The 24,194-nt window shown below is 61.0% G+C and carries 19 protein-coding genes; 9 read left to right on the forward strand and 10 right to left on the reverse strand.

What is annotated here, in order from left to right:
• Positions 1 to 44 precede the first annotated feature (44 nt).
• The gene (locus M0D68_RS00520; RefSeq protein WP_266223943.1) at positions 45 to 1,553 is read left to right on the forward strand and encodes an MFS transporter; all 1,509 of its coding nucleotides are present in this window, start codon (positions 45 to 47) and stop codon (positions 1,551 to 1,553) included.
• Between the two features lie 50 nt (positions 1,554 to 1,603).
• Here the strand turns inward: M0D68_RS00520 and kdgD are convergent, their stop codons facing one another.
• The 3 genes from kdgD to M0D68_RS00535 all read right to left on the reverse strand — a co-directional run bounded on the left by kdgD (position 1,604) and on the right by M0D68_RS00535 (position 5,324).
• Positions 1,604 to 2,521 carry a 5-dehydro-4-deoxyglucarate dehydratase gene (gene kdgD / locus M0D68_RS00525; RefSeq protein WP_093637486.1) on the reverse strand — a complete coding sequence of 306 codons (918 nt, stop codon included), beginning with the start codon at positions 2,519 to 2,521 and terminating at the stop codon, positions 1,604 to 1,606.
• A 69-nt stretch (positions 2,522 to 2,590) separates the two neighbouring features.
• On the reverse strand, positions 2,591 to 3,940 hold the full coding sequence (gene gudD, locus M0D68_RS00530) for a glucarate dehydratase (protein ID WP_266223508.1): 1,350 nt from the start codon (positions 3,938 to 3,940) through the stop codon (positions 2,591 to 2,593).
• A 52-nt stretch (positions 3,941 to 3,992) separates the two neighbouring features.
• Positions 3,993 to 5,324, reverse strand: a complete 1,332-nt coding sequence (locus M0D68_RS00535; protein ID WP_200652100.1) for an MFS transporter — start codon at positions 5,322 to 5,324, stop codon at positions 3,993 to 3,995.
• A gap of 431 nt (positions 5,325 to 5,755) precedes the next feature.
• Here M0D68_RS00535 and M0D68_RS00540 point away from each other — a divergent pair, with 431 nt between their 5' ends.
• On the forward strand, positions 5,756 to 6,466 hold the full coding sequence (locus M0D68_RS00540; protein WP_054035508.1) for a FadR/GntR family transcriptional regulator: 711 nt from the start codon (positions 5,756 to 5,758) through the stop codon (positions 6,464 to 6,466).
• A gap of 78 nt (positions 6,467 to 6,544) precedes the next feature.
• Here the strand turns inward: M0D68_RS00540 and M0D68_RS00545 are convergent, their stop codons facing one another.
• From M0D68_RS00545 to M0D68_RS00555, 3 genes are read right to left on the reverse strand one after another with little or no spacing between them, the layout of a single operon-like run.
• Entirely contained in the window at positions 6,545 to 6,865 is a 321-nt protein-coding gene (locus M0D68_RS00545; RefSeq protein ID WP_093637499.1) for a hypothetical protein, read from the reverse strand.
• A gap of 1 nt (position 6,866) precedes the next feature.
• Positions 6,867 to 8,225, reverse strand: a complete 1,359-nt coding sequence (locus M0D68_RS00550) for an acyclic terpene utilization AtuA family protein (RefSeq protein ID WP_266223509.1) — start codon at positions 8,223 to 8,225, stop codon at positions 6,867 to 6,869.
• 33 nt (positions 8,226 to 8,258) lie between these two features.
• Complete coding sequence (locus tag M0D68_RS00555) at positions 8,259 to 9,563, reverse strand: CitMHS family transporter (protein WP_266223510.1); 1,305 nt, start codon at positions 9,561 to 9,563, stop codon at positions 8,259 to 8,261.
• A gap of 99 nt (positions 9,564 to 9,662) precedes the next feature.
• Between M0D68_RS00555 and M0D68_RS00560 the strand changes: the two genes are divergently transcribed.
• From M0D68_RS00560 to M0D68_RS00580, 5 genes are all read left to right on the forward strand, one after another.
• A complete protein-coding gene (locus M0D68_RS00560; protein ID WP_093637510.1) occupies positions 9,663 to 10,574 on the forward strand; it encodes a LysR family transcriptional regulator in 912 nt (303 codons plus the stop codon).
• 350 nt (positions 10,575 to 10,924) lie between these two features.
• Positions 10,925 to 11,431, forward strand: coding sequence for a DUF2844 domain-containing protein (locus tag M0D68_RS00565; RefSeq protein ID WP_266223511.1), 507 nt, complete (start codon positions 10,925 to 10,927; stop codon positions 11,429 to 11,431).
• A gap of 29 nt (positions 11,432 to 11,460) precedes the next feature.
• Positions 11,461 to 12,762 carry a DUF3443 domain-containing protein gene (locus tag M0D68_RS00570; RefSeq protein WP_266223512.1) on the forward strand — a complete coding sequence of 434 codons (1,302 nt, stop codon included), beginning with the start codon at positions 11,461 to 11,463 and terminating at the stop codon, positions 12,760 to 12,762.
• Positions 12,763 to 12,984: 222 nt separating this feature from the next.
• Entirely contained in the window at positions 12,985 to 13,791 is an 807-nt protein-coding gene (locus tag M0D68_RS00575; RefSeq protein WP_266223513.1) for an alpha/beta fold hydrolase, read from the forward strand.
• Positions 13,792 to 14,188: 397 nt separating this feature from the next.
• On the forward strand, positions 14,189 to 14,416 hold the full coding sequence (locus M0D68_RS00580) for a hypothetical protein (RefSeq protein WP_093637525.1): 228 nt from the start codon (positions 14,189 to 14,191) through the stop codon (positions 14,414 to 14,416).
• Between the two features lie 162 nt (positions 14,417 to 14,578).
• Here the strand turns inward: M0D68_RS00580 and M0D68_RS00585 are convergent, their stop codons facing one another.
• Entirely contained in the window at positions 14,579 to 16,807 is a 2,229-nt protein-coding gene (locus M0D68_RS00585; RefSeq protein WP_211700302.1) for an NADP-dependent isocitrate dehydrogenase, read from the reverse strand.
• A gap of 407 nt (positions 16,808 to 17,214) precedes the next feature.
• Between M0D68_RS00585 and M0D68_RS00590 the strand changes: the two genes are divergently transcribed.
• Positions 17,215 to 19,404, forward strand: a complete 2,190-nt coding sequence (locus tag M0D68_RS00590) for a TonB-dependent siderophore receptor (RefSeq protein WP_308187543.1) — start codon at positions 17,215 to 17,217, stop codon at positions 19,402 to 19,404.
• Between the two features lie 55 nt (positions 19,405 to 19,459).
• On the opposite strand, the gene M0D68_RS00595 is transcribed toward M0D68_RS00590, so the two are convergent.
• On the reverse strand, positions 19,460 to 20,377 hold the full coding sequence (locus M0D68_RS00595) for a LysR family transcriptional regulator (protein WP_093637532.1): 918 nt from the start codon (positions 20,375 to 20,377) through the stop codon (positions 19,460 to 19,462).
• 126 nt (positions 20,378 to 20,503) lie between these two features.
• Here M0D68_RS00595 and M0D68_RS00600 point away from each other — a divergent pair, with 126 nt between their 5' ends.
• Positions 20,504 to 22,210 carry an MFS transporter gene (locus M0D68_RS00600; protein WP_266223515.1) on the forward strand — a complete coding sequence of 569 codons (1,707 nt, stop codon included), beginning with the start codon at positions 20,504 to 20,506 and terminating at the stop codon, positions 22,208 to 22,210.
• Between the two features lie 99 nt (positions 22,211 to 22,309).
• On the opposite strand, the gene M0D68_RS00605 is transcribed toward M0D68_RS00600, so the two are convergent.
• Together M0D68_RS00605 and M0D68_RS00610 are read right to left on the reverse strand one after the other, a co-directional pair.
• Complete coding sequence (locus tag M0D68_RS00605; protein WP_266223516.1) at positions 22,310 to 23,608, reverse strand: MFS transporter; 1,299 nt, start codon at positions 23,606 to 23,608, stop codon at positions 22,310 to 22,312.
• Between the two features lie 54 nt (positions 23,609 to 23,662).
• Positions 23,663 to 24,136: a hypothetical protein gene (locus tag M0D68_RS00610; RefSeq protein ID WP_211705925.1), complete on the reverse strand. Its 474-nt coding sequence runs from the start codon at positions 24,134 to 24,136 to the stop codon at positions 23,663 to 23,665.
• Positions 24,137 to 24,194: the final 58 nt, after the last annotated feature.

A 24,194-nucleotide genomic window follows, 5' to 3' on the forward strand; every position in this document is an offset into this window, starting at 1 on the left:
ATCCGACTGCGACTGCCCTGCCTTTCCGAAACGCCCTCTTCGCGATGCTCGGCATCGGCCTCGTCAACATGCTGGTCGCACTCGACCAGACCGTCGTCAGCACCGCGTTGCCCTCGATTGTCGCCGAACTGCATGGCTTCGAGTACTACGCATGGATTGCCAGCGCGTACCTGTTGGCGTCGGTGGTGACGGTTCCCGTGTTCGGCCGTCTCGGCGATTATTTCGGCCGCAAGCGTTTCGTGATCGCCGCGGTCATCACGTTCACGGTGGCGTCGGTGCTTTGCGGCGTGGCGAACGACATGCTGTTCCTCGTCATCGCGCGCGGCCTGCAAGGGGTCGGCGGCGGGATGATGGTGGGCACGGCGTTCGCGTCGATCCCGGATCTTTTCCCCGATCCGCGCGCACGGGTGCGCTGGCAAGTGGTGATGGCGGCTGCCTACGGAATCGGCACCGCGGCGGGTCCGTCGCTGGGTGGCTGGATGAGTGAGCATTGGGGCTGGCGCTCCACCTTCCTGATCAACCTGCCGGTGGGCGCCGCGGCGCTCTATTTCATCTGGGCGCATCTGCCCAATTTCCAGCGTCCGCACGAGGGCGAGGTCAAGATCGACTGGCTCGGCGCGGCGCTGGTCGCCGCCGTGCTGGGCGGCCTGCAGGCTTTCATCGAAGCGGTGCCGAAAGACGGTCTGACACCCGGCAACCTGGCGCTCGCGGCCTTCGTGATCGTGGGCGCCATTGCGTTGCTGGTGTGCGAGAAACGCGCCACGCATCCGATCATTCCGCTCGACCTGTTCAAGGACGCGCAACTCGTCACGCTCTTCGTACTCGGCTTCCTGTCCGGCTTCGTGATGTTCTCGCTGATCTTCTTCGCACCGCTGCTGTTGCAAGGCGGTTTCGGACTCTCGCCGCAACAGGCCGGTCTGCTCGCGACGCCGATTGCCGCCTGCATCGCGCTCGGCAGCCTGCTGAATACGCGCATCGTCATTCATCTGAAGAAACCTACGCGGATTCTATCGATCGGTTTCGCGCTGCTGCTGTTCGCGTCGATCGCATTGGCGTTTGCCAATCCGGAGACGCCGCACGTGTGGATAGAGTTGCCGATGGCGGCCGTCGGCATCGGCCTGGGTTTCATCCTGAACAATCTGAATGTGTTTGGCCAGGAGATTGCCGGGCGTGAACGCTTCGGCATCACGACCGCACTGCTGCAGTCCACGCGCATGGTGGGTGGGATGCTCGGCACCAGCATTGTGGCAACCGTCGTGCAGCACCACTACCGCAACGTGGTCACGCGCACGATGAGCGTGCTCGGCGAGCCGGCAGTATCGCAATGGCAGCCGCGTTTTGTCGATCTACGCATCCTGATCGACGAAACGGTGCGCCTGAAACTAATTGCGGATATGAAGACGTCGGGGCTCAATACGCTGGCGTTGATCGACACGGCACGCGATGCGCTGGTGCAGTCGATTCATATCGGTGTGTGGCTGACGGCAGTGGCGGCGCTTGCGGCCGCACTGCTCGTACAACGCATCTCGCACGTTGTGTTTCGCCGGAGTTGAGGTAAGGGCGGCGAAACCGCCGCCACTACCTGCGCCGCTTATTGCCCAACTTACTGCGCGCCGAGCTTCTTGATCAGCACGTCGAGTTGCGCCATTTCTTCTGCGGTCAGATCGGTCAGCGGTGCGCGCACCGGACCTGCGCTGCGGCCGACCAGCTTCGCGCCGGCCTTCACGATACTCACCGCATAACCCTGACGACGGTTGCGGATCGCCAGATACGGCAGGAAGAATTCGTCGATCAGCTTGCCGACGGTCGCATGATCATCCGCGGCAATCGCGCGATAAAACTCCATTGCCGTCTTCGGAATGAAGTTGAACACGGCCGACGAATACACCGGCACACCCAGCGCCTTATATGCCGCGGCGTAAACTTCCGCGGTAGGCAGGCCACCGAGATACGAGAAGCGGTCGCCGAGACGGCGGCGAATCGTCACCATCGCCTCGATTTCACCCACGCCGTCCTTGAAGCCGATCAGGTTCGGGCAACTGTCAGCGAGACGTTCGAGCATGTCCGCATTCAGTTTCGAATTCGCGCGGTTATAGACGATCACGCCGATGTTCTTCACAGCCTTGCAGACCTGCTCGACGTGCGCGGCAATCCCTTCCTGCGATGCCTCGGTCAGATAGTGCGGCATCAGCAGCACGCCGCTCGCGCCTAGGCGCTCGGCTTCCTGCGCGTAGTCGATCGCCACGCGCGTCGGACCACCCGCGCCGGCAAGAATCGGCACCTTGCCCCGGCAGGTCTCGGTCGCCGTGCGAATCACGTTCGTGTAGTCGCTTTTGGTCAGCGAGAAAAATTCGCCCGTGCCACCGGCCGCAAACAGCGCGGTCGCACCATAAGGCGCGAGCCATTCGAGGCGCGCAGCATAGGTATCGGCGCGAAAATCGCCTTGTTCGTCGAAGTCGGTCACCGGAAAGGACAGTAGGCCTTCGGAAACGATCGCTTTGAGTTCTTGAGGTGAGGTCATAGCGTGACAGCGTGAATGGTGGGTAAAAGCAAGCGGCCGCACGAAGCGCCGCTCAGATCATGGGGAAACTCAACGCACCAGACACGGGCGCTTGTTATCGAACTTCCAGTTCGGAATCAGGTACTGCATGGCCACGCCGTCGTCGCGTGCGCCGAGGCCGTGTTGCAGATACAGCGCGTGCGCCTTCTCGATCTCGTCCATATCCAACTCGACACCGAGGCCGGCGGCCTGAGGCACCTTGACCTTGCCGCCCACGATCTGCAGCGGCTCGCGCGTGAGGCGCTGACCGTCCTGCCAGATCCAGTGCGTGTCGATCGCCGTGATCTTGCCCGGCGCCGCTGCCGCGACATGCGTGAACATCGCGAGCGAAATGTCGAAGTGATTGTTCGAATGCGAGCCCCAGGTCAGGCCCCACTCGTTGCACATCTGCGCCACGCGCACCGAACCCTGCATGGTCCAGAAGTGCGGATCGGCAAGCGGAATATCCACGGACTGCAACTGGATCGCGTGACCCATCTGACGCCAGTCGGTCGCGATCATGTTGGTCGCCGTCGGCAAACCGGTCGCACGGCGGAATTCGGCCATCACCTCGCGGCCCGAGTAGCCGTTTTCCGCGCCGCACGGATCTTCTGCGTAAGCCAGCACGTCGTGTTGGTCGCGGCACAGGCGCACCGCTTCCGCGAGCGACCATGCGCCGTTCGGGTCGAGCGTGACGCGGGCATTGGGAAAGCGTTCGGCGAGCGCCGTCACCGCTTCGATTTCGGCGTCGCCGGGCAGCACGCCGCCCTTGAGCTTGAAATCGTTGAATCCATAGCGTGCTTGCGCTGCCTCGGCAAGCCGCACTACCGCCTCGGGTGTCATCGCTTCTTCGGTACGCACGCGCTCCCAGTCGTCGCGCCCGTCCGCGCCACTGTCATAGGGCAGATCGGTTTTCTTGCGGTCGCCGATATAGAACAGGTAACCGAGCATTTCCACTTCGTCGCGTTGCTGGCCTTCGCCGAGCAGTGCCGCAACAGGGACACCCAGATGCTGTCCGAGCAGATCGAGCAGCGCGGCTTCGAGTGCGGTCACTGCGTGAATGGTGGTGCGCAGATCGAAAGTCTGCAGGCCGCGACCGCCGGCGTCGCGGTCAGCAAACTGCGTACGCGCCTTGTTCAGGATAGCCTGGAGATTGCCGATCGACTGACCGACAACCAGCGGACGCGCGTCGTCGATCGTCTTGCGGATGCTCTCGCCGCCCGGCACTTCGCCGACACCGGTGTGTCCCGCGCTGTCGCGCAGAATGACGATATTGCGCGTGAAGAACGGGCCATGCGCGCCGCTCAGATTCATCAGCATGCTGTCACGGCCGGCGACGGGCACGACGCGCAGCTCGGTCACGATCGGCGTGGCGTTCGATTGGGGTGAGTTCGTGGACATGATAGTGGGACCAGGTAAGTGAATAAGCCGACTGGCGGCGGTCGATCGAAATTCAATGCGCTTTGCTATGGAGTGGCTCAGGCAACGCGTCGCGGTTCACACGGCGATTGCGGGTCAGGAAGCCGGCCGCCGCCGCGATCAGCGAAGCCACGCCCAAGGCGTACAGACCACCGGTGATCGAGCCGGTGTGCTGCTGCAGATAGCCGAAAGCAGCCGGCGCGAAGAACCCGCCCAAGTTGCCGATCGAATTGATCAGCGCGATGACGGCAGCGGCCACGCGTGCGTCCAGATAACCCTGCGGGATCGGCCAGAAGAGCGAAGACGCGGCCTTGAAACCGATCGCTGAGAAGCAGATTGCCACAAACGACAGCACCGGATTACCCGACGTCGAAGCGAACAGCCCGCACGCTGCGATAACAAGCGCTACCGCCAGCCACGCTTGCTGAAAACGCCATTTCGCCGACAACACCGCGAAGCAATACATCGCGACCATGGCGATGAGCCACGGAATGGTGTTGAACATGCCGACTTCGAAGTCCGAGAGTCCGCCCATCTTGCGGATGATCGTCGGCAGCCAGAAAGTGGCCGCGTAAATGGTCAATTGAATCGCGAAGTACAGGAAGCAGAACAGCAGAATCTGCGGGTCCTTCAGCAATTTCATGGTCGGCAGATGCGCGCCGCCGTGCGCCTCGCGCTCGGCCTGCTCCGCGGCGATCGCGCTTTCGAGAACGGTCTGTTCCTTAGCTGTCAGCCAGGAGGCATCGCGAATGCGCGACTTCAGCAGCAGCCAGCTCACACCGCACAGCACGATGGAGAAGCCGCCCTCAATGAGAAACATCCATTGCCAACCGTGCAGGCCAAGACCGCGAATCGACAACAGACTGCCTGTGATCGGACCGGACAGCACCGACGCGAGCGCGGAGCCCGAGAGAAAAACCGCCACAGCCTTGCCGCGCTCTTTCTGCGGCAGCCATTGAGTAAAGTAAAACACCACACCCGGAAAGAAGCCGGCTTCAGCGATACCGAGCAGGAATCGCAGCACGTAGAAGGACGTGTCGTTCCAGACGAACGCCATGGCCGCCGCGACCAGCCCCCAAGTGCCCATGATCCGGGTCAGCCAGGCGCGCGCGCCGTACTTCTGCATCAACACATTCGACGGCACCTCGAACAACGCGTAGCCGACAAAGAACAACCCGCTCCCGAGGCCATAGGCGGCAGCGCCGATGCCGAGGTCCGTCTGCATGTGGGAATTGACGAAGCCGATGTTCACGCGATCGATGTAGTTCGCGATGAACATGATCAGGAAAAGCGGCAGCACGTGCCGCTTGACCTTCGAGACCGCGGACTCTAACGGGTCAGCAGCGGCGGTGAGAGCAGATGTCAAGGTTGTCTCCAGTTCCGGTCACTCCGGCGGCCTGATCGAACGCACGGCGGCACATTCGAGCAGGCCGGGCGATTCGGTCCTAAAATGTGTGATACGTTGTCTGACGACAGTCTACCCCGTTCCAATCACCGATTCCAATGGGGTGTTTACCCTGCCATGCAAGCTATATATCCCGGGACACAGCCGCCACAGTGCCGCTGCAGTCGTTGGCATTGTAGAATCGAATTAAGACGTCCGATGACATGACAAAAGACTTGCAAGCTGTGCCGCCTAGGTCCGGGTAACGAGTCATCACCGCCGGCATCGGGAGCACGAGATTCAAATCGGCGCCTTTCGGACAGACGCTATGATGGCTATGTCGAGACGACACGCGATGTCACTCGCCCACGCAACGTGTGAATTTCCAGCCGATTAGTCAATAAACAACAGAGATGAGCAGCCTAACTGAGAAGGTGGTGGCCACCCTTTCCGATGAAATCCGCCGCGGCAGCCTGCGGCCCGGAGACCGTATCCCGACTGAAGTCGCGATGATGAAGCAGCTCTCGGTGAGCCGCTCCGTGGTCCGCGAGGCCATCTCGCGCCTGCAGGCGGCCAAAGTGGTCGAGACGCGTCACGGCATCGGCACGTTCGTTCTGGAGCCGGCCACGGAACAGTCCATGCAGCTGCCCGCCGCCGACCTCTCCAGCATGCTGGACGTCATGGCGATCATCGAATTCCGCATCGACGTCGAAGCGGCCTCGGCCGCGCTCGCGGCAGCGCGACGCACCGAGCAGAATCTCAAGCAGATTCGCGCCGCACTGGAGCGCTTTGAATCCGAACTCGAACGGGGAAGCACCGACACGTTGGCGCACGACATCGAGTTTCATCTGCAGATCGCGCGCGCCAGCGGCAACCGCTACTTCTTCGATGTGCTCAGCCAACTCGGCCGCGCGGTGAGCCCGCGCACGCGGCTCGGCACCGCCGAGATCGCGGAGCTCGACCATATCGAGATCCTGCGCAATGTGCTCAGCGAGCATCAGATGATCTATCGGGCCATTGAACGCCAGGACGCGGACGATGCGCGCGCCGCGATGCGCATGCATTTGAGCAACAGCCGCGAGAGACTTCGGCGCGCGCATGAGTTGAGCAAGGCGAGCGGCTGAGCCGGATAACCGGCGAGCTCTCTTAACTTCACGCTTCGGGCTGCCTTACAGCACCAGCTAACAAGAACAAGAAGCCGGCTAAGGGACCGCAGCCGGATCCTCCACCTCCAGCCCCATCAAAGCCGAACTCAACGATTTGCCGTGCGCGTCGAGCGCAAGCGAGCGCGTCACGCCCCCGCCGAGCGCATGGCCGAGCACGAAGTTGAATGCGGCGATGCCAGGCAGTTCATAACGCACGACTTCGCCGCGCACTACGTCGTTCAGATGCGCCTTGACCCGCTCCACGGTCAACACCGCCCGCAGATGCTCATAGTGCTTCGCGTCATAACAGATGACGGAGATATTCAGCGTATTGCCTTTGTCGCCGGTCCGCGAATGAGCAAGCTCACGTAGTTTCATGTCACGCCTCCACCAGCGAGAATGCCGGCTTGACATGCGCGCGCGGCAACAAGACCGATTGCACCGCGACGACTTCGCGCGCTGACTTCGTCACGCCGCCACCGCCCGCCGGGCCGTTCGTGTAAAGCGTCTCTACCTCGTTGCCGATCCGCACTGCTTGCGCCAACGATTCAGTGCGCCCCGCGACCCGTACTCGCACTTCATAAGGCTCAGCGTGACCGGCAGTCACCGCATCACCATGCAATGCGTTCACACCGATCAGATCGAACCGTAATTCACGCGTTTCGACGCCCGTCAGAGCAAGCCTTTCCCGCACGATATCGAGTGCAAGCCGGGCACGCGCCAGCGCGCCGGGACCGCCATATGAAATCTGCCCTTCGCCGATATAGCCATCGAAGTAAGCGACCGACACCTTCAACGTATCGGTACGTGGCGTACCGCGCCCACCGCTCACGCGAATGCGATCCGGCGCTTCCTGCATAACACGCACCTGTGTGAAATCGGCGACCACGTCCGGTTGCAGATAACGCTGCGGATCGTGAATCTCATACATCAGTTGCTCTTTGCAGGTTGCTTCGGTTACCCGGCCACCGGCCTGCGGGAGCTTGGTGATGACCACCGTGCCGTCCTCAGCGACCTCGGCGATCGGAAAGCCGAGCCTCGCGAGATTGGGCACGTCCTTGAAACCCGGGTCGGCAAAATACCCGCCGGTGATCTGTCCCGCGCATTCGAGCAGATGGCCGGTCACAGTCGCCTGGCCAAGGGTCTGCCAGTCGTCCATCTGCCAGCCGAATTCGTGGATCAGTGGCGCGACAAACAGCGACGGATCGGCGACACGTCCGGTCAGGACGATTTGCGCGCCGGCCGCGAGCGCCTCGACAATCGCCGCCGCGCCGAGATAGGCATTCGCGGATACGAGGCGATCGCTATATGAAGCGACGCTTTCCCCCGACTCTTCAAAACGGAAATTGCCCTGCCGCACGACGTCGAGTACATCGTCGCCGGTGACGGCGGCAATCTTCACGTCACCCAGACCGAGCGAGCGCGCGATCTCGGCAGTCTTTCGCGCCGCCGCAAGCGGATTGGCCGCGCCCATGTTCGAAATGATCCGCACGCCGTTGCGAATCGCTGCGGGCAGCACAGCCATCATGCGCGTTTCGAGCAACGGGTCGTAGCCCAGCTCAGGGTCTTTGCTGCGCGCCTGCTGCGCGATCGCAATCGTGCGTTCGGCGAGGCACTCGAACACCAGGTAATCGAGCGCGCCGTGTTCCGCCAGTTCGACCGCGGGTTCGATACGGTCACCGGAATATCCCGCGCCCGCGCCGATTCGGACCGGCTGCCTATGTGGAGTCGCTATCATGCTGGTCGCTTCCATTCAGTCAAACAGTCAAGCTCACAACGAGAATATCCCCAGCACGACGCAGGCGATCGTCATGACGATCGATGCGCCGAACAGCAGGGGGAACGTGAATTTTTGATGGTCGGCGAGATCGATACCGCACAGGCCAACCACAAGGAAAGTCGCCGGCGTCAGCGGGCTGACCGGAAAGCCGGTGGTCATCTGGCCGAGCAGCGCGGCCTGGCCGACATGCACGGCAGGCACGCCGAGTTGGCCGGCCACTTCGGCAATCACCGGCAGCACGCCGAAGTAAAACGAGTCCGGATCGAACAGCATGCTCAGCGGCATCGACACCAACCCGAGCGCGACGGGAATGTGGCCCGCCATGGCGGGCGGCACGAAGCCGACTGCCGCCTGCGCCATGGCTTTCAACATGCCGCTGCCCTGCATCACGCCGGTGAACACGCCGGCCGCCAGCAGAATGCCGGCCATCATCAACGCGGCGCGTGCGTGAGCGTCGATCCGCTTACGCTGCATGTCGACGTTCGGATAGTTCACCATCAACGCGATACATAGTCCGACCATGAACATGATGGCAGGCGGAATCTTCTCGCCCATTACGACCATCGTGCCGAGCACGACGAGCGTCAGGACAATGTTGAACCAGAAGTTTTTCGGCCGGCGCAAGGCTTGCTCTTCGGGCGTCAATTCGCGTTTTGGCATCGGCGCGGAAGCGTTCGCGGCGGTGAGGCCGAGCCGCTTTTCCTCGCGCCGCCCAAGCCAGAACGCCACGCTGAACACGAACACCAGGCCGATCAACTGGACGGGAATCAGCGGATTGAACAACGCCGAAATAGGCAGATGCAGCGAGGCCGACGCGCGAATCATCGGTCCCGTCCACGGCAAAAAATTGATGCCGGCGGCCATCGAAACGGCCGCGGCCAGCACGCGCCGGTCCATCTTCAAACGATCGTAGAGCGGCAGCATCGCGGGAATCGTGACAAGAAAGCACACCGCGCCGGAACCGTCGAGGTGAATCAGCAGCGCAAGCAAGGTGGTGCCCATCACGATCCGTGTGGGCCGCGTGCCGACAGCACGCAGAATGCGGTCGATGATCGGATCGAGCGTGCCGGCGTCGGTGATGGTGCCGAAGTACAGAATCGCAAACACGAACATACCGACGACCGGCGCGAGGCTCTTGAGCCCGTCGATCACGAATTTGCTTGTCTGAAAACCGAACCCGCCGATCAGCGACGCGGCGAGCGGCACGATGATGAGCGCCACCAGCGGCGACATCCGTTTCGACAGAATCGCGCCAAGTAGCACGACGATGGTGGCTAGCCCCAGCAATGGCAGCATGTCCTTGTCTCCGATGTTGTTTTTTACTGTGATCCAGCGTAAGTTCGAGGCGGCGATAAATCAATTGAAATGAATTGATCGCAGCTATTACAAACCATCATGGATCTGAACCTTCGAGACATTCGCGCGTTTATCGCCGTGGCGCAAACCGGCAGTTTCACGCGCGCGGCCACGCGCCTGCATCTCTCTCAACCGGCCTTGACGGTGCAAATACGCCGCCTCGAGGAGACGGTCGGGCTGCGCCTGTTCGATCGCAACAGCCGCAATGTCGCACTCACGCCGACCGGCCGCGAACTGCTGCCGCTCCTGCAAAAGTCCCTGCATGACATGGAGCACGTGCTGATCGACGCGCGTGCGCTCGGTGAGGGCTCGAGCGGCACGGTCCGGATCGCGTGCTTGCCCACTTTCGCGGCGAGCGTATTGCCGGAACTCGTGCAGGACGTGAAGAAGACCGTGCCGCGCGTGAGCTTTCATGTGCGCGACGTGGTCGCCAGCATGGTCAACACACTGGTGCGCAACGAGGAAGTGGATATCGGCCTGACCGGCGGCGAACTGGGCGACGCCAGCTTCGAGGTGCTGCATGCGGGCATCGACCGGTTGGTGGCGGTATTTCCGAAGCGCCATGCGCTGGCGCGCCGCAAGCGCATCACGCTGGCCGACCTCGCCAGTGTCCCGCTCGTGCTCACCGCGCAGGGCACGAGCGTGCGGGCGGTAGTCGACAGCGCGTTTGCCGACGCGCAGGCCATGCCGGAGATCGCGTGCGAGCCGACCTACATGATGAGCGCGGTCGCGATGGTCCGCGCGGGGCTCGGTGTGACCATCCTGCCGGCGTCGGCCCGCGAGGTCAGAGCGGAACCTGAACTGATCGTCCGACCCATCGACGATCCCGCGTTCACCCGCCCTATCGCCCTTATCAAGAAGCGCGGCAGGACCCTGCCGCCTGTCACGGAAACCTTCGTTGCGGTGCTGATCGAAAAGCTCGGCAGGATTGAAGTGGGCGGCCAGGCTTGAGATTACGCGTATTCAATGATTCAATCGACAGCACAACCAGACAGAGACAAAGTCTAGCGCCGCATGCCGGATAAAGCGGCCACACTGGGGAGTCAGGCACGTGTCGAAAGGACAGGTTCTTACCTTGCGCTACCGGTTGGGCAGACGGCTAGCCGGGATCCGAATATCAGCGCGGCGTGGTCACGCAGGCCATTGATTATCTATCGCGCATTATCTTTCAATTTCAAATAGAACCCGATTCGCCTCGCTATTCATCTGATTTAATCAAAGAGCAGCGCGCTAGTATTTACATCGCGTGGGCGCGAGGAAACGTTCGCGCGTATTTTCCAAAAAACGTCGAAAACCAAAAAATGATAATCAGCCAATTTCGAATGCTCGTGGTGGCTGCGGCCTCGGTCGCCACGATTGCTCCGGCATATGCAGGGTTAGGCGGCGCACCGACCTACCCCGTGACCGCCAGCAGTACCAGCGCAGGGGCGGCCAGCCAGGGCGGCAGCGCAGTGGCCCGCTTTGCCGCCAGCGGCAATGCAGCTTCGTCCACTTACACCGTGAGTCAGACCACGCTTGCATCGGGCACGGTCGTGAACGAGTACATCACGGCAGGCAACACCGTGTTCGCGTTGAGCTGGGAAGGCCCTACCATGCCGCCGCTCAACACGCTGCTCGCCACTTACTTCCCGTCTTACGTGCAGGGACTCACTGACGCGCACGCAGCGCAAGGCGGCGGCTATGGCTCAGCGGTCGTGCGTCAGTCGGCTCTGATCGTTGAAACGGGCGGGCATATGGGCGCCTTCGTGGGTCGAGCCTATCTGCCGCAAGCGTTGCCGCAAGGCGTTAGCGCTGACGACATCAAGTAAGTCTTTAAAAATCAATCGAGAGAATAAAAGTGCGCAAAATCGCATGGATCATTGCCGCAGCGCTCGGCCTGAGTCTGGCTGGCTGCGGTGGCGGTAGCGGGGGCAGCAACAGTGGAACCAACAGCAACACATCGATAAACGCACCAGGGGGTTCGCCGGCGACACCGAGTGGAACGAGTTCGTCGTCCAACGTCCTCGCGGTGGACGCTTCGGCGGTGCCTACTGCGGTCGGTCCCGGCAATACGATGGCCGTGACGGTCAGCAAAACGGGCATCCACAATCAGCCCATGGTCAGCGTCACGATCTGCGCCCCAGGATCTAGCGCCGGCACCAGCTGCTCGACGATCCCGAACGTGATCGTCGATACCGAATCGTTCGGGCTGCGTCTGGTGCGCTCAGCGATTCCGGCCGCCACCTTCAGCGCGCTGACAGCCGAAACCACCCAGTCGGGAGGTCTCCCGCTCGCCGAATGCGCATTGTTCGGCAGCGGCTATGCATGGGGTTCCGTCCATCTTGCGGACATTGCGATGTCGGGTGAGGTTGCCTCGAGCGTGCCGATCCACGTGATCGGCGATTCGGACCTGACCGTGGCTGCGCCGACGGAGTGCCAGGTTGGCCGCTCATTGACCACCACGACCGATCTCGGCGCAAACGGCATTCTCGGCATCGGTGTGAGCCCGAATGACTGCGGCTCGGCATGCGCGAATGCGGCGGTGTCGACGTTCTACTACACCAACGCGGGCGTGGGCACCTCGGTGCCCGTAAGCGGACAGATCACCAATCCGGTCACCAAGTTCGCGCTGGATAACAACGGTGTCATTCTGGAGATGGCGCAGGTTTCCGACAGCGGCAGCGCGACGGCTCAGGGCACGCTGGTGTTCGGAATCGACACGCAGACCAACAATACGTTGTCAGGCACGGGCGCCACGCTGATCAGGACGAACGGGAACGGCGACTTCGCGTCGACCTACGGTGGCTCGACGCTGACGAAGACGTTCTTCGATTCCGGATCGACGGTGCTGTTCTTCCCTGACTTGACGATCCCGGTTGATAGTACGACCGGGTACTACATCCCGACGACCACGGTTGGGCGGACGTCGACGCTGGTGGCAACCAGTCCGGCGAGTGTCTCACTCGGCTTCAATATCGCGAATGGGGCGACACTGAACGCGTCGGGGAATTCCGCGTTCAACAACCTCGGCATTTATATCTCGCGGCAGTTCGACTTTGGTATGCCGTTCTTCTACGGCCGGCACGTGTACTACGGCATTTCGGGTAAGACGTCCACGGCTGGGGGTACGGGGCCTTATGTGGCGTATGTTTCGAGTTGAGCGGTAGTGGTTCTGTAAACAAACCCGGCCTGTGCGCCGGGTTTGTTTTTAGTGGCGTCGATCGTGTTGATGCTGGTCGTATTTCCCGCGCCGAGGCGAGAAGTCGCGCCACCCACCCACCATCCCAGGCGCGAAAATTCGTAGCTTTGTTGATTTTCTGGTGGCGGCGCCGACAACCTGGGGGATCCTTGCATTACTGAGCTCACCAGGAAGGCACCCCTCATGCAATCCCACGACGACGACCTCACCCATTTCGCAGCCCACGGCGCAGCCCCGCTGCCGGATTCGAACGACCACGGCTACGTCGAGCACGATGGCGCTCGAATCTGGTACGCGTCATATGGAACCGGCAAACCGGTGATCCTGCTGCATGGCGGTCTGGGACACAGCGGCAACTGGGGCTATCAGGTCCCGGCGCTGGTCGGCTCGGGGCATCGCGTGATAGTCATCGACAGCCGCGGCCATGGCCGCAGCACCCGCGACGCGCGCCCCTATATGTATGAGCTGATGGCCTCCGACGTGCTGGCCGTGATGGACACACTGCAGCTCGACCGCGCCGCAATAGCCGGTTGGAGCGACGGCGCGTGCGTCGCCCTGGTGCTGGGCCGCCAGGTCCCCGAGCGGGTTGCAGGCGTGTTTTTCTTCGGCTGCAATATGGATCCGAGCGGGACGAAGGAATTCGTGCCGACGCCGATCATCGATCGCTGCTTCGGACGGCATGCCAAAGACTACGCGCAACTCTCGGCAACGCCGGACGACTTCGACGCATTTGTCGGCGCGGTCAGCGAAATAATGAGAACCCAGCCCAACTACTCCGCGCGCGATCTGGCCGGGATTCGAGTGCCGGTTGCGATCGTCCAGAGCGAGCACGACGAATTCATCAAGCCGGAACACGCCGACTACCTCGCCCGCACCATTCCCGGCGCGAAGTTGATTCTTTTGCCTGGCGTGAGCCATTTCGCCCCGCTGCAACGGCCGGACGAACTCAACCGCGTGTTGTTGGCGTTCCTAGGCCAGGTTCTTTCCTGAACAGAACGCTCAGGGGCGAAGCCGCGCTCCGCCCTGAATGAACCCCGCCCCACTATTTGGCCGATCCGCCAAAATTTCACGATGTGGAACGAGTCCTTGCTTCGTAAAAAATCGTGGTGCGTGGCACAAATTCGCCATTTCGCAATGCCGCCCCACGTTGCACATCGTAAAATGACGACAACAAGCCTTTATTTTTAAACGATATTTTTTGATCGAATGAACTGTCTAACAGCCCCTTGCGCCGAGACCCGCTGACGTAGACTCTTTTACAAGAGCCGGCGCTTCATGTGGTGCAGCGAAATAGACGGGACGAAAACGCAGTTGCAGTATGTCCCCCGCTCCACGCATGAAGCCGCCGCGGCGCAGCGGTTTTTAAATGGCAATTGGGAGACTAAAAATGAAAGGCTTTCGCTTTGGATCGACCCAGGGAGCGTTCTACATTTTGCCGGGCCAGGGCGGTTGGGAGGCAACCTACGGCAACGAGACGCTCGGTGAATTTTCCAGCCCGCAACAGGCAGCCGATGAAGTCGCACGCGGCCTGACCTGCCCGCAGTTGACCGAAGTCGACACGTCGACGCTCGAAATTCCAGAAAAACTCAGCGATTGGGAAATCGTTCACGTGTGAAGGCCAGGCATGACCGCCACCCACGTAAGCGTAGAAACGACGATGGCGCTCCTCGGGAGCGCCATCGTTTTGTTTGCTGCTTACTTCAGTGCCTGCTTCGGTACTTTCAGGAACGGCCTAAGTACCTCATTCGGCACGCCACTCAGCACGTCATTCCAACCGTTAAGCAACCGCGTCCACAATCTTGTTCAGCGTGGCGCTCGGGCGCATGGCCTTGCTCGTCAGCTCAACATTCGGACGGTAGTAACCGCCGATATCCACCGGCTTGCCTTGCGCTGCACCCAGCTCTTCGATGATCTTCGCTTCGTTGTCGGCCATCGCCTTCGCCACGCCGTCGAACTGCGCCTGCAAGGCAGCGTCGTCGGTTTGCGCGGCCAGCGCTTCCGCCCAGTACATCGCCAGATAGAAGTGGCTACCGCGGTTGTCGATACCGCCAATCTTGCGCGCCGGCGACTTGTCGTTGTCGAGGAACTTGCCCGTTGCCTGATCCAGCGTCTTTGCCAGAACCTGCGCCTTCGGGTTGTGATACGCGCCGCTCAGGTGTTCGAGGGAAGCCGCCAACGCCAGGAATTCGCCAAGCGAATCCCAACGCAGGAAACCTTCTTCGACCAGCTGCTGAACGTGCTTCGGCGCCGAACCGCCCGCGCCCGTTTCGAACATGCCGCCACCTGCCATCAGCGGAACGATCGACAGCATCTTCGCGCTGGTGCCCAGCTCCATGATCGGGAACAGGTCGGTCAGGTAGTCGCGCAGCACGTTGCCGGTGACCGAGATGGTGTCCTTGCCGGCGCGGATGCGCTCGATCGAGAACTTGGTCGCTTCAACCGGCGTCATGACGCGGATATCCAGACCGTTGGTGTCGTGGTCCTTCAGGTATTGCTCGACCTTTTTGATGATCTGGGCGTCGTGCGCACGTGCCGCGTCCAGCCAGAAAATAGCCGGCGTGTTGGTGGCGCGTGCGCGGTTCACCGCGAGCTTGACCCAATCCTGGACCGGCGCATCTTTGGTCTGGCACATGCGCCAGATGTCGCCCGCTTCAACCGCCTGCTCGATCAGCACCGTACCGGCTGCGTCGGTCACGCGAACCACGCCGTTTGCCGGGATCTGGAACGTCTTGTCGTGTGAACCGTATTCTTCAGCGGCTTGCGCCATCAGGCCGACGTTCGGCACCGTGCCCATGGTGACCGGGTCGAATGCACCGTTCTTCTTGCAGTCTTCGATCACTGCCTGGTAGACGCCGGCGTAGCAACGGTCCGGAATCACTGCCTTGGCGTCGTGCAGTGCACCGTCCGCGCCCCACATCTTGCCCGACTCGCGAATCATGGCCGGCATGGAAGCGTCGACGATCACGTCGCTCGGCACGTGCAGGCTGGTGATGCCCTTGTCCGAGTTGACCATGGCCAGTTGCGGGCGTTGCGCGTATTGAGCCTTGATGTCGGCTTCAATCGCTTCGCGCGTTTCAGTCGGCAAATCCTTCAGGCGCGCGTACAGGTCGCCGATCCCGTTGTTCGGGTTGAAGCCGGCTTGCGCCAGCGCGTCGGCGTGCTTGGTCAGCACGTCTTTGTAGAACACCGAGACCACGTGACCGAAGATGATCGGATCCGACACCTTCATCATGGTGGCCTTCAGGTGCACCGAGAACAGCACGCCCTTCGCTTTCGCATCGGCGATTTCTGCTTCGATGAAGCTGCGCAGCGCGTTCTTCGAGAGCACCGAAGCGTCGATGATCTCGCCCGCTTGCACGGCCGTCTTTTCTTTCAGGACCTTCGCCGAACCGTCGGCGGCGATCAGTTCGATCTTCACGGCGCCGGCTGCTGCGATCAGCGCCGATTTTTCGCTGCCGTAGAAATCGCCGCCGCTCATATGCGCCACGTGCGACTTCGAGTCCGCGCTCCACGCGCCCATCTTGTGCGGGTGCTTGCGTGCGTAGTTCTTCACCGACAACGGCGCACGGCGATCCGAATTGCCTTCGCGCAGCACCGGGTTCACCGCGCTGCCCTTGATCTTGTCGTAACGAGCCTTGACGTCTTTTTCAGTGTCGGTGTTCGCCACGTCCGGATACGGCGGCAGTTTGAAGCCCTGATCGCGCAGCTCGGTAATCGCGGCCTTCAGTTGCGGCACCGATGCGCTGATGTTCGGCAGCTTGATGATGTTCGCTTCCGGACGCGTGGTGAGTCCACCCAGTTCCGCCAGATCGTCGGAACCCTTCTGTTCCGCGGTCAGGTAGTCCGGAAATGCAGCGATGATCCGGCCGGCGAGCGAGATATCGCGCGTTTCAACGATCACGTCGGACGAGCGCGTGAACGCCTTGACGATCGGCAGCAGCGAATAAGTCGCCAGAGCAGGCGCTTCGTCGGTCAGGGTGTAGATGATCTTCGGCGATGTGGACATGTTTGATGCTTTGCTAGGTGAAGTGTTAGACAGAGCGTTGGTGGCGCTGAGCCACGAGGTGGCGACAGAGCAGCAAGAACGCAGCGCGACCCACGGCACTACTTTTTACGGCACGGACGTGAGTATATGCGTGTTTTCCAGTACTCGCTGCTAAACAAACATGCCGCCGTGACGCCCCACAGAGGGGCAAGCCCCACCAGATAAGGCTTTGAGCCGATTGCCCTATGTCTTAAGACAGATGTCTTATAGATGACTTACCGTTTGAAATTAACGATTGTGAATGCGAATCAGATGCATTAACATTCGTAAGCTTTGTAGGTTGAACCGTCCGCTTAATCACCACTCGCTCGACCGACGCCATCCCGCACTTTTTGGTGCGGGGCGTCGTGCTGCCTAATTCAAACAACATGCAGAATTCATCTATCACCGGACGCCCAGCGCACCCAATCGTTTTGCGCGGCCACCGCCGTACCCCGTCGTTACTCAGTGCAGGGCTCCTCGTCAGCGTCGGCTTATCGTTGTCGACTTTGTCATCATCGGGATGGGCGCAAGTCGCGGCAAGCGATACGGCCGCCACGCTGCCCGCGGTGAGTGTGTCGGCCACGAAAGATACGACCGTGGCGCAGGCCGACACCGTCAGCGCCGGCGCGCTAGGTTCGCGCAAGCAGGTGGACACGCCGTTTTCGACACGCGTAGTAACGAGCGACGAAGCGCAGGACCTGATGGCAGCAACCGCCAACGACCTGTTCAAGTACGACCCGGCGGTATCGGCCATCAGCGAAAACGGGATCAGCGAAAACTCCATGTTCACCGTGCGCGGCATGCCGATCGACACGCTGAACAGCATCAAGGTGGATGGCCAGACCTTCCCCTCGTGGGACACCGATCTCTCGCTCGAACCATTCGAGCAGGTCGAATTGCTCAAGGGTCTGTCCGGTTTCATGTACGGCTTCGGTTCGCCGGGCGGCATCGTCAACTACGTGCTGAAGCGCCCGACCGACGATCCCTACCGCAGCATCTCGATCGGCTACAAATCGGCTGGCGTGTTCAGCGAGGCGGTCGATCTGGGTGGCCGCTTTGGCAATGACAATCGCTTCGGCTACCGCCTGAACCTCGTCAACGAAGACGGCAATACTGCTGAGGACCACGGCCACATCCGCCGCAAGGTGGCCTCGCTTGCGTTCGACTTCCGCATTACGCCGGACCTGACCTTTACCGCCGACGCCTTCTATCAGAAGCGCAAAACCAACGGCACGCTATTCGGCCTGATGTTCGGCAGCGGACTCAGCATTCCCGACGCAAGCACGGTCACCCATGCGCTGACGCAACCGCAGAATTACTACCAGACCGAGATGGCCTCGTTCGGCACGGGCCTGGATTACCGCCTCTCCGAGAACTGGCATGCGAGCGTGAAGTACCGCTTCGCGAAGGAAAACCGCACCAATTCGGACAGCTTCCTGTATGTCACCGATAGCGCGGGCAACTACTCGAACACGCTTTATGCGGCGATGACGCGTTACTTCTATCAGAACGTCGACGCGATGGTGCAGGGCAAATTCAACACCGGCAGCATCAAGCACGACGTCGTGGTCGGCGCGGGTTTCCAGACGCAAACCAGCGAGTACAGCAACAGCGAAGGCTGGAATAGCGGCTACTTCCTCGGCAACGGCAATCTGTACAACAGCACGCTGTTGACCAATGCTGAGGTCAGCATCGGCTCAGACCTGTATCGTCAGCAGCGCACCACGCAGGCCGCCCTGTACGCGAGCGATACGGTGCAACTCACGTCGCGTCTGTCCGCCCTGGTTGGCGTGCGTTACACGCAATATCGCGAGCACGTGTACAACACGAGCGGCGCCGTCTCGTCACAGTACAGCGCGGATCCGGTCACGCCGACCTTCGCGCTGATGTTCAAGACCGACCCGTATTCGACGGTATACGCGAGCTATGTCGAATCGTTGGAACAGGGCGGCGCGGCATCGAACACCAACCTCAATTACCCGGACACGTTCGGTCCGCTGAAGAGCAAGCAGTACGAAGTCGGCTTCAAAACGGACCACAGCAAGTGGGGCGCCAATCTTGCGCTGTTCCGTGTCGATCAGGGCTACAACTATACGAACTCGGCCAACATCTTCGTGCAGGACGGCACGAAGCGCTATACCGGCGTCGATGCGAGCGGCTGGCTTGCGCTGACGAGCGAATGGCGCGTGATGGGCGGCGTGATGTGGCTCGACGCGAAGGCGGTCGATGTGGACGACGCCAGCGTCGAAGGCAAGCGTGTGTATGGCGCGCCGAGATTCACCGTGACTGGCCGGATCGAATACAACCCGTCGTATCTGCGTCCGCTGACGCTGGCGTTCGGCGGCAAGTACGTCGGCAACCAGGCGGTCGACGCGGCCAACACGCAGTTCGTGCCGGCTTATGTCACGTACGATCTGAGTGGCCGCTACGAGACGAAAATCGCCGGCAAGGACGTGACGTTCCGTGCGGGGATCAACAATCTGTTCAACCGCCGCTACTGGACCACGGCATGGGGCTACTACGTGGCGCCGTCGCCGACACGGACTGCCGTGGCGAGCGCTACGTTGCAGTTCTAAGCAATACGTAGCAACGGAAGCGCGCCCACCGTAGCAGCGGGGGCACGCCTCCTCATCAGTTCGCTGGGGGCGCTCCAAGCATCCCAGGAATCTCGGCAACGAGCGCATCAATCGCGCAGCGCGTCTTCAACGCGAGATACCGGCTCTTCGGCCACACGACGTTGATCTCCTGTGAAGGTCGAAAACAGTTCTCCATCACGGTCTGCAACTGACCTGTTGCCTCAAAACGCGTGAGCAGCCAGCTTGGTAGCCACGCCAGCCCGAAGCCCGCAATCGCGGCATCCACGATCCCCTGCATATCGTCAAAGCTAAGCTGCGGCACGACATCCGCGCGGCGGATTTGCCCATCGACATCGAGCACATTCCACGGCTCGATAACCCCGTTGCGTGAATAAGCAATGATCGTGTGCCCGTGGAATTCAGCCACGCGGCCCGGCGTGCCGCAGCGCGCCAAGTACGCCGGCGCGGCGCCAATGCTTGCGTACTGAACACCGAGCCGCCGCGCCGCGAGACTCACACTATCGACCAGTGGACCAATCCGCACGACGAGATCGAAGCCCTCTTCCACGACGTCCACAAAGCGGTCCGTGACCGAAATGTCGATCTTCAATTGCGGATGCCTGCGCGCAAGCCCAAGCAGCACCGGCGCCACGCAATGATGGCCGAAGGCCTGCGGCACGCTCACCCGCAGACGTCCTTTCGGTTCGCGGCGCCCCGAGTCGAGATCGGCTTCGGCGGCCTCGAGTTCAGCCAGCGCGCGCACGCAACGGTCGTAATACGCTTGCCCGGCCTCGGTGAGACTCTGGCTGCGCGTCGTGCGATTGAGCAGACGCACGCCGAGACGCTTTTCGAGCCGAACGATGACCTTGCCGACCGCCGAGCGTGTCACGTCCATGCGCTCGGCAGCCAACGCGAAACTGCCCGTCTCAACCACACGCACGAACGTTGTCACGCCGTCGAGAATGTCGCTCATACCTTACCTTATTGGTTCCGCTGAGGACGCATTTCTGGGATTTACTCGCGTCAATCGGGACTTAGATTCCCTCTATATTACACAGTCCATGGTGGCCAAAGCCATCGACTATCGAGGTGAATTCCCATGTCCAGGTCCAGAAACGCGCCGCCGCCGTATGACGAAGGTTCCCAAGCGGTTATCGCGGAAGAACATCCATCAAGCTTGTCGGACAGGCGAGCAGCAGACGCCCTTTCGAGCGATGCCGCGCAACCGACAACTCGCTTCTCCATCAGCAAGAACGCCTTGGCGTTGGGCGCCGTGTGCCTGGCTTCGCTGATGTTCGGCCTCGAAATCTCCAGCGTGCCGGTGATCCTGCCGACGCTCGAGCGCGTCCTGCACGGCGACTTCAAGGGCATGCAGTGGATCATGAATGCCTACACGCTCGGGGTGACGACGGTGCTGATGGCAACCGGCGCGCTGGCGGACCGCTTCGGCCGCAGACGTATTTTTGTCATCGGGATCGCGCTGTTCGGCCTCACCTCGCTGATCTGCGGTTTCGCGCAGAGCGTGCCGACGTTGATCGTCGCGCGCCTGCTGCAAGGCGCAAGTGGCGGCGCAATGCTGATATGCCAGGTCGCCGTGCTCTCGCATCAATTTAGCGAGGGACCGGAGCGCGTCCGGGCCTTCAGCGCGTGGGGCATTATTCTCGGCATCGGGCTCGGTTTTGGACCGATCATCGGCGGGATGATCGTTGCCGTATCGGGATGGCAATGGGTCTTCTGGATTCACGCGCTGCTTGCCGCCATCACGTTGACACTCGTTTTCGGCGGCGTCCAGGAGTCGCGCGATCCGCACGCACACACGCTCGATGTTGCCGGCATCGTCACGCTTTCGCTGGCGGTGTTCGGACTCACGTACTACATCACACAGGGCTCGGATCTTGGTTTCGCGAGTCTTCGCGCGATCCTGATTCTGGTGGCAACGGTCGTCGCCTTCGTGGCTTTTCTATGCGCTGAGCGACTCAGTGCGCGCCCGATGTTCGACTTCTCCGTATTCAGGATCCGGAAATTTTCCGGTGCGTTGATGGGTTCCGCGGGCATGAACTTCAGCTTCTGGCCGTTCATGATCTATCTGCCGATCTACTTCCAGATCGGCCTCGGCTACGACAGCGTGAACGCCGGTCTTGCGCTGCTCGCATACACGCTGCCGACACTGTTATTTCCGCCGCTCGGTGAACGTCTTGCGCTGCGTTACGGATCAGGAATCGCGATACCTGCAGGCCTGTTTACGATCGGCCTTGGCTTCATGTTGATGAAATACGGCAGTCACGTCCCGCATCCCGGCGTGTGGACCATGTTGCCGGGTTGCATCCTCGCCGGCGCCGGCCTCGGCCTCACCAACACGCCTGTCACCAATACGACGACGGGTGCGGTTCCGGCGGAGCGGGCGGGCATGGCATCCGGGATCGATATGAGCGCGCGCATGATTACGCTTGCGATCAACATCGCGTTGATGGGCGCGATCCTGGTTGGTGGCATCCTCGTCAATCTGCGGGCGCGACTGCCTGCGACGCTCGACACCGCCCCACTCGGACGACTGGCGGAGAAGATTGCCGCAGGAGACGTCGAAGCGGTCAGACATGGAATCCCAGCACTAGCCACACTCGACCCATCCGGAACCGCCGTTCACGCCGCGCTAATAGACGGCTTTGGCTGGGTGATGCTCTATGGCGGCGTCGGGGTCTGGGTACTCGCCGCGTTGAGTTTTGTGATTTCGGGAAGCGCTTCGAGAAGGCTGAGGAAAATAGAAACGGCCCCAACACCGCACGCCGTTCGATGCGATTCCTGCTAAATGCCAACGGCCATTTGACGTTCGATGCGCATTTTTTTGCCTCCGGCGTCAAAGTGCGCCGCTGGCACCTTGATAAGGTCGAGAAGCAGTTCGCAACGCTCAGCGCAACCGCAAAGCGGTTTTGCATTTCCACAAGGCCACAAGACTCAGCGCACCGAGAAATGCCAGGTACAACGCAGGCGAAAGCTTGTTGCCGGTGAGTTGAATTAGCGAATCAACGATCAACGGCGCGAACCCGCCGAAGACCGTTACACCAATGTTGTAGCTGACTGCCATGCCGGTAGCGCGCGTCTCTTTCGGAAAGGCGTCTGCCATCAACGCGGGCAGCGCCCCAAAATACACGGCCTTCAGCAGACCGATCCACGCCATCATTGCCATTAACGAGCCCAGGCTCGGATGACGGATCAATGCGGCAAATACCGGGTAGATCGACAACGTGAAGATCACGCCAGAGGCCGCCATCAAGCGAATTCGGCCCACCCGATCGGAGAGGAGACCAATGAACGGCGGTACGAACATCAGAATTGCACCCGTCAATACGGTCGCGGTGAATCCGAAACTCGCCGGCATATGAAGCTGCTTGACCGCGTAGGTCGGGATATAAAGAATCACGTAGCTCGTGCCAGTTGACACGGCCAACACGCCGATCGAAAGCAGCATGCGCAGCTTCTGTTGCGCGAGAACAGTCCTGACAGGCGTAAGCGCGACAGGCGATTTGCCCAGGGTATGAAGGTCATGCTCCTCCTTCATCTGTCTGCGAAGGTACAGCCCGATTGGCCCGATCAGAATTCCAAAGAAAAACGGAACGCGCCAGCCCCATGATTCCATGGATGCCGTGTCCAGGGTGCTGGTCAGCACCGCACCGAACGCAGCGGCCAGTAGATAACTGAGCCCCTGACTCGCGAACTGGAAGCTCGCCATGAAGCCGCTTCTGTGCGGCGCCTGCTCGACCAGAAACGCGGTCGTGCTGCCAAACTCGCCGCCTGCGGAAAAGCCCTGCAACAGCCGTGCAGCAAGCACGGCGATAGGCGCAGCCATGCCGATTGACGCGTATGACGGCATGACGGCGATCGTGAGTGTGCCGACCATCATCATCATGATCGATACCAGCATCGACGCTTTCCGGCCGTGCCGGTCGGCGTAGGAGCCGAGTGCCAGAGCACCAATGGGTCGCACAAGATAGGAAATACCGAAGGTGCCAAGCGTGACCAACAGCGATACCGCGGGACTGGATGCTGGAAAGAACGTCTTCGCAATGGTTGTGGCAAAGAATCCATAGATCAGGATATCAAACCATTCCAAAGCGTTTCCGATAGTCGCGGCAAATATGGTGAGATAGAAGCGGGTCCTCTTCGGCTGGGAAAGGAGATTGGCGCTCACACTTGCGGATGTATCCATGACATGCTCCATAAGGGCTTAGCAGTGAACCTGCGGGCCATACACCCGATGTGGTCAATAACCGGTCGCTACGTTGCGTAGGACGACTGCGCGGAGAACAGCAAAGACTCGCTCGATCCCGATCGGTACTGCCGACGCCTCGTCCGTATCGATTCGATAGCGCATGTGCAAGACGGACTGCCCGTGAACACCGCCGAGCCAATCCAGTTCCTCCGGCACGCTGGACCAAAGCAACAGTTGCACGGCCCGGGATAACTGCCGCATCGATTTTTCGGCATCCCCCGTCACCGTGGCCCCGGAGAATGTCTCGCGTTCGCTGGATTCGATCCATGCTCGATGCAGAGACACAGGCTCGGGAATTCGCAGCATCGAGACCTGAGACACGGCGGTGAAGCGCTTCGCCAGCGCGTGTGCAACCGAAGTCGGAATGCTCCCGTCGACGACGATGCACAGTTGCGTGAATTCCGATGCCCGCAGTATCCAATCCCAATCCGCGCTCGACACATCATGCGAATCCAGGCTACCCATTGCACCCTCCGGAAAGGTCAACGTCGCTTCAAAACACCAGACAAGCCTGACCCGCGCT

Source organism: Paraburkholderia sp. SEWSISQ10-3 4 (assembly GCF_030464785.1).
GTDB lineage: Bacteria > Pseudomonadota > Gammaproteobacteria > Burkholderiales > Burkholderiaceae > Paraburkholderia > Paraburkholderia aspalathi.

Coding starts and splice junctions, on each gene's coding strand:
- M0D68_RS00565 (WP_266223511.1), top strand. CDS start 10,925: ATGATAATCAGCCAATTTCGAATGCTCGTGGTGGCTGCGGCCTCGGTC.
- M0D68_RS00520 (WP_266223943.1), top strand. CDS start 45: ATGCTCGGCATCGGCCTCGTCAACATGCTGGTCGCACTCGACCAGACC.
- M0D68_RS00545 (WP_093637499.1), bottom strand. CDS start 6,865: ATGAAACTACGTGAGCTTGCTCATTCGCGGACCGGCGACAAAGGCAAT.
- M0D68_RS00560 (WP_093637510.1), top strand. CDS start 9,663: ATGGATCTGAACCTTCGAGACATTCGCGCGTTTATCGCCGTGGCGCAA.
- M0D68_RS00590 (WP_308187543.1), top strand. CDS start 17,215: ATGCAGAATTCATCTATCACCGGACGCCCAGCGCACCCAATCGTTTTG.
- M0D68_RS00605 (WP_266223516.1), bottom strand. CDS start 23,608: ATGGATACATCCGCAAGTGTGAGCGCCAATCTCCTTTCCCAGCCGAAG.
- M0D68_RS00540 (WP_054035508.1), top strand. CDS start 5,756: ATGAGCAGCCTAACTGAGAAGGTGGTGGCCACCCTTTCCGATGAAATC.
- M0D68_RS00600 (WP_266223515.1), top strand. CDS start 20,504: ATGTCCAGGTCCAGAAACGCGCCGCCGCCGTATGACGAAGGTTCCCAA.
- M0D68_RS00580 (WP_093637525.1), top strand. CDS start 14,189: ATGAAAGGCTTTCGCTTTGGATCGACCCAGGGAGCGTTCTACATTTTG.
- M0D68_RS00555 (WP_266223510.1), bottom strand. CDS start 9,563: ATGCTGCCATTGCTGGGGCTAGCCACCATCGTCGTGCTACTTGGCGCG.
- M0D68_RS00550 (WP_266223509.1), bottom strand. CDS start 8,225: ATGATAGCGACTCCACATAGGCAGCCGGTCCGAATCGGCGCGGGCGCG.
- M0D68_RS00585 (WP_211700302.1), bottom strand. CDS start 16,807: ATGTCCACATCGCCGAAGATCATCTACACCCTGACCGACGAAGCGCCT.
- kdgD (WP_093637486.1), bottom strand. CDS start 2,521: ATGACCTCACCTCAAGAACTCAAAGCGATCGTTTCCGAAGGCCTACTG.
- M0D68_RS00575 (WP_266223513.1), top strand. CDS start 12,985: ATGCAATCCCACGACGACGACCTCACCCATTTCGCAGCCCACGGCGCA.
- M0D68_RS00610 (WP_211705925.1), bottom strand. CDS start 24,136: ATGGGTAGCCTGGATTCGCATGATGTGTCGAGCGCGGATTGGGATTGG.
- M0D68_RS00595 (WP_093637532.1), bottom strand. CDS start 20,377: ATGAGCGACATTCTCGACGGCGTGACAACGTTCGTGCGTGTGGTTGAG.
- gudD (WP_266223508.1), bottom strand. CDS start 3,940: ATGTCCACGAACTCACCCCAATCGAACGCCACGCCGATCGTGACCGAG.